This is a genomic window from Streptomyces sp. SID3343, from assembly GCF_009865215.1.
GTDB lineage: Bacteria > Actinomycetota > Actinomycetes > Streptomycetales > Streptomycetaceae > Embleya.
The window spans coordinates 1-4,914 of the sequence record NZ_WWJX01000304.1 but is presented as its reverse complement, the minus strand read 5'-3'; the positions used below and the strand labels follow the sequence as shown (position 1 = coordinate 4,914).

The following is a 4,914-nucleotide window of genomic DNA, read 5'->3' as shown; positions in this document are numbered from 1 at the left end:
GGGGTGTTGTCCTCAAGCGCCGGACGGGCTGGGAGGGGTTGGTGGGCTTGTGGCGCGTCTGTTGGTGTTCGAGGGGTGTTGTTCTCGAAGGCGGGACGGGCTGGGAGGAGTTGGTGGGCTCGGGGTGCGCCTGTTGGCGTTTGAGGGGTGTTGTTCTCGAAGGCGGGACGGGCTGGGAGGGGTTGGTGGGCTTGTGGCGCGTCTGTTGGTGTTCGGGGGGTGTTGTCCTCAAACGCCGGACGGGCTGGGAGGGGTTGGGGGTGGGGTGCCTCGGCTGTTGTTGGGCGGGGCGTTGTTCTCGAACGGTGGTTACGCGGCCTTGGTGCTTCTGTGGGCTGTTGGGCTCAGGCCTCGGACTCGTTTGAAGGCTGTGCTGAAGGCGAAGGGGTCGGAGTAGCCGACTCGGCGGGCCACTGCGGCGACCGTGGACTCGCGTTCGGTGAGGAGGTCGGCGGCCAGGGCCATGCGCCATTCGGTGAGGTAGGCCAAGGGTGGGGTGCCGACCAGTGCGGTGAAGCGTTGGGCGAGGGTCGTGCGGGACACGCCCGCCTCGGCGGCGAGCGCGGCGATGGTCCACGGCCGCGCCGGCGCGTCGTGGACGGCGCGCAGCGCGGCGCCGACGATCGGGTCGCCGAGGGCCACGTACCACTTCGGCGGCCGGGCGTCGGGGCGGTCGAACCAATCGCGTAGGGCGCACACCAGGAACCAGTCGAGCAGGCGGTCCAGGACGAGCTGTTGGCCCGGTTTGTCGGCGACGACCTCGGCCGAGACGAAGCTCAGGAGCGGCTCACAGCTTTCGTCGTCCGGCAGGACCAGCAGGTCGGGGAGCGCGTCGGGCAGTCGGCGGCCGATGTCGGCGTGCGCCCGGTACGCGCCCACGATCAGCTCGGTGGGTCCCTCGTGGTCGGGGTCGTCGACGACCGTGAAGGCGCCCGGCCCGCGGACCAGGGCGGTGCCGCCGACGCGCAGCCGGACCACTTCGCCGTTCGCCGTGATCAGCCGGGCCGCGCCGGCCGCCGGCGTGCACAGGGTGAGCGGTGCGCCCGTGTCGTAGCGCCGGGACCACGGCGCGGCGGGCAGGAGTTGTCGGTCGAACAGGGCCCCGTCGGCTCTGATTCCGCGCAGCAGATCACCCAGGACGTCCATGCCACGAGCCTAGGTGATGTCGCTTACGGGGCGGTCACGGGAGGTAACCGGTGTGTCGCACGGGTTCGACCGGGCCGGTCGAGTGGTGGCGGTTGCCGGCGCGGGTCAGGCCGGCGAGAAGCGCGTCGCGTACCTCCGTCGGGGCGATCACGTCGTCGTAGGACAGGGCGCTCGCGGATCGCCACGGGCCGCTCGACTCGTTGGCGCGCAGGCGTTCGGTCGTGGCCGCGTCGTGCTTGGCGGTGGCGGCGCCGGCCGCGGCCGGGATACCGCCCAGGGTGACGCCGGGCAGCGCGTACGAGACGGTCTGCGCGTCGAACGGGTTCATCGCCATCACCGAACTGCCGAAGCCGAACGCTTTGCGCACGGTGACGTGCAACTTCGGTACCCGCAAACGGTGTTGAGCCGCGAACAACCGCGCCGCCGCGCGCAGGATGCCGGCCCGTTCGGACGCCGTGCCCGCCAGTACGCCCGGGTTGTCGGCCAGGAAGACCACGGGTAGGTGGAACGCGCCCGCGACCTGGAGGAAGCGCGCGGCCTTGTCGGCTGCATCGACGTCGATCGTGCCCGCCCGGACCGCGGGCTGGTTGGCGACCACGGCCACCGCATGACCCCCCAGGCGCGCGAGCGCGGTGACGATCGAAGCCGCGTGGGCCGGTTGGATCTCCAGCACCGTTCTCGCGTCGAAGACCTCGTCGAGCACGGCGCGGATGTCGTACGGGCGGCGCGCGTCCGGGGGGATCAGGTCCAAGAGCGCGTCGGTGGGGCGAGGGGCGATGTCCGTGTTGCCGGCCTCGGGCCCGGCGTACGGGGGCCGCTGCCACGCGTTCGGCGGGAAGTACGACAGGTAGCGGCGAGTCAGCCGCAGCGCCGCCGCGTCGTCGGGGACCGCGTTGTGCGCGACGCCGCTGACGACGCAGTGCACGGCGCTGCCGCCGAGGGTGTGCTTGTCGACGCGCTCGCCGGTCGCGGCGGCGACCAGGGGCGGGCCGGCCGTGAAAAGCGCCGCGGTGCCTTCCACCATGATCGTGAAATCGGCCAGGGGAGCGGTCAGCGCACCGTGTCCGGCAGAGGGCCCGTGCACGATCGCGACGGTGGGAACCAGGCCCGCCAGATCGACCAGGGCCTGTAGGTCTCCCGGCGAGGCCGTGTGCCCGGCCAGGGAGTTGGTGGCCCGGTGCCCGGCACCTTCGAGCATCGTGATCAAAGGCGCGCGCTCTTGGCCCGCCAGCCGCGCAAGCCGGGAACGCTTGGCGGCGGCGCCCGGACCGATCGAACCGCCCTGGACGGTGAAGTCCTCGGCGCCGACGAATACCGGCCGACCGTCGAGCAGGCCGGACCCGGCGACGTACGCGTCGGCCGGGGCCTGTGGTCCGCCGGCCAGGGTGCCGAGCTCGGTGAACGAGTCGTCGTCGAGGAGAGCGGCGATCCGGGCCCGGGCGTGCAGGCGCCGGCCGTCCGCGCCGTAGCGGGCCAGCTTCTCCGGTCCGCCCATGGCCCGGGCTTCGGCTCGGCGTCGCGTGAGCTCGTCGAGCAGTGCCTGCCACGCGTCACGGTTGTCGTTTGTCGCTGTCGTGGTCACGGTGGTGCTTCCTTCGCCCTGGATCCCGGTGCTGGACGCTGTGTACTGCGGAAGGCGCGCAAGATCCAGGGGCGAAGGGCACGGAGCGGACGAGTGTGGCCTACCGCACCGAGGTCCGGGCCGGTCGAGTGTGCGGGACGTCGGTCGGACTCCGGGCAGGGCGCGAGTCTGCATCCGGTGGAAGTGGCGCCGGAGGGCGACCGGGGCCGGGATGTCCGGGGCGGGCGTTGGGTGGATCGATGGGCTCGTTTGTTGGTTGGGCGGAGTGCTGCTTCGAGCAGTTGGCTCTCGTGTCTTTTCCTGTCAAAAGGTGTGTATCGGGCATCTTTGATACGTGTGGCGTTGCTCATTAGTGCTTGAAACTGCTATCAAATGAATAGTTTCAAGCATCACACTGCATCAGTGAGCATCGCCGAGCACTGTGGATGGATGGGCAGTGCCGGGTGTGCCGACTACCGAGTGCCAGTGACCGAGTACGTAGTGCGTAGTACGTGAGTGCGGCAGCGAAGAGCGCTGCGCATCGTCGAAGAGCCGGGAGCACCATGACCACCGTCAGCCACACCGCCAGTGAGATCGCCGACCAGCCCGAACTGTGGACGCGCGCCGCCGCGCTCGCGGGAGACTGCGCGGGCCTCCCGAAGCCGGGCGAGCGCGTTGCGTTCGTCGGGTGTGGGACGTCGTGGTTCATCGGGCAGGCGTACGCAGTGCTGCGCGAGCGCGCCGGGCAGGGCGTGACCGACGCGTTCGCGGCGTCGGAGTTCCCGGGCGTTCGGGACTACGACCGGGTGATCGCGCTGACCCGCTCGGGAACCACGACCGAGGTGCTGCGGTTGCTCGCGGACATCCGCGGCACGGTGCCCACGACCGCGATCACCGGTACACCCGGGACGCCGATCATGGACGCGGCGGACGAGATCGTCATGCTGGACTTCGCCGACGAGAAGTCGGTCGTCCAGACCCGCTTCGCGACCACGGCGCTCGCGCTGCTGCGGGCGCACCTCGGCGAGGACCTGAGCGCGGCCGTGCGGGACGCCAAGATCGCGGTCGCGGCCGTGCCCGCGCCCGAGTTCGTGGCGGCGGAGCAGTTCACCTTCCTGGGCACCGGGTGGTCCGTCGGCCTCGCCACCGAGGCCGGGCTGAAGATGCGCGAGGCCGCGGGGGCCTGGACCGAGAGCTACCCGGCGATGGAGTACCGGCACGGGCCGATCAGCATCGCGGCGCCGAACCGGATCACGTGGGTCTTCGGCCCGGCGCCCGAGGGCCTCGCGGAGCAGGTCGCGGCGACGGGCGGGACGTTCGTGGCCGGTGAGCTCGACCCGATGGCGGAGCTGATCCGGGTGCAGAAGCTCGCGGTGGCGATCGCGGAGAGCCTGGGCCTGAACCCCGACGAGCCGCGGCACCTCACGCGCTCCGTGGTGTTGGAGGGCGACGAGTCGTGACGCGTCGAGGCCGACGAGGCCGGTGGGAAGGCCGCTGCGAGGGCCGCCGGGAAGTCTGTGCAGGAGCGGGGTGGGCTCGGTGATCGTGGTGGTGACGCCCAACCCCGCGTGGGACGTCACGTATCACGTCGAACGGATGGCCCGGCACGGCAGCAACCGGCCCGCGTCGGTCGCAGGGCGTGCGGGTGGCAAGGGGATCAACGTCGCGCGGGTGCTGCGCGGGCTCGGGGTCGCGGTGTCGGCGGTGGCTCCGTTGGGCGGGCCGACCGGGGAGCGAATACGGGCCGAGCTCAAGGCGGCGGACATCGCGTTGGTGGAGGTGCCGGTCGCGGCCGAGACGCGATCCACCACGACGATCGTGGAGACCTCGTCGGGCGGCGCGACGTCGTTCAACGAGTTCGGGCTCGCGCTCGGCGCCGCCGAGTGGTCGGCGCTGGTCGGCAAGGTGGGCGAACTCCTGGGCGGAGCCTCGGCGTTGGTGCTCTCCGGAAGTCTGCCGCCGGGTGTGCCGGTGAGCGGGTACGCCGAATTGGTCGCGCTCGCCAAGGCGGCGGGCGTACCGGTTCTGCTCGACGCGTCCGGGCCCGCGCTGCTCGCGGGCGTCGCGGCGGGACCCGACGTGGTCAAGCCGAACGCGGACGAGCTGCGTGAGGCCACGGGCGAGGCCGACCCGGAGCGCGCGGTGGCGGCGATGGCGGCCACGCTGCGTGCGGCGGGCGGGCGCGCGGTGGTGGCGTCGTTCGGCCC

4 protein-coding genes are annotated in these 4,914 nt (G+C 71.9%); 2 read left to right on the top strand and 2 right to left on the bottom strand.

The window, feature by feature from the left end; translation table 11 throughout:
* Positions 1-309: 309 nt before the first annotated feature.
* Together GT354_RS10430 and GT354_RS10425 are read right to left on the bottom strand one after the other, a co-directional pair.
* Positions 310-1,146 (bottom strand): AraC family transcriptional regulator, encoded by an 837-nt coding sequence (locus GT354_RS10430; protein ID WP_161356000.1) that lies wholly within the window; start codon positions 1,144-1,146, stop codon positions 310-312.
* A 34-nt stretch (positions 1,147-1,180) separates the two neighbouring features.
* Positions 1,181-2,728 carry a carboxyl transferase domain-containing protein gene (locus GT354_RS10425; RefSeq protein WP_346011970.1) on the bottom strand — a complete coding sequence of 516 codons (1,548 nt, stop codon included), beginning with the start codon at positions 2,726-2,728 and terminating at the stop codon, positions 1,181-1,183.
* A 542-nt stretch (positions 2,729-3,270) separates the two neighbouring features.
* On the opposite strand from GT354_RS10425, the gene GT354_RS10420 reads away from it, so the two are divergent.
* Both GT354_RS10420 and GT354_RS10415 read left to right on the top strand, forming a co-directional pair.
* Positions 3,271-4,167, top strand: a complete 897-nt coding sequence (locus GT354_RS10420) for an SIS domain-containing protein (RefSeq protein WP_161355999.1) — start codon at positions 3,271-3,273, stop codon at positions 4,165-4,167.
* 70 nt (positions 4,168-4,237) lie between these two features.
* Positions 4,238-4,914 (top strand): PfkB family carbohydrate kinase (locus GT354_RS10415; protein ID WP_161355998.1); only part of this gene is annotated, 677 nt, incomplete at its 3' end.

What these genes read in the sequence shown, in the direction of transcription:
- GT354_RS10420 (WP_161355999.1), top strand. Translation starts at nt 3,271, where the DNA reads ATGACCACCGTCAGCCACACCGCCAGTGAGATCGCCGACCAGCCCGAA.
- GT354_RS10430 (WP_161356000.1), bottom strand. Translation starts at nt 1,146, where the DNA reads ATGGACGTCCTGGGTGATCTGCTGCGCGGAATCAGAGCCGACGGGGCC.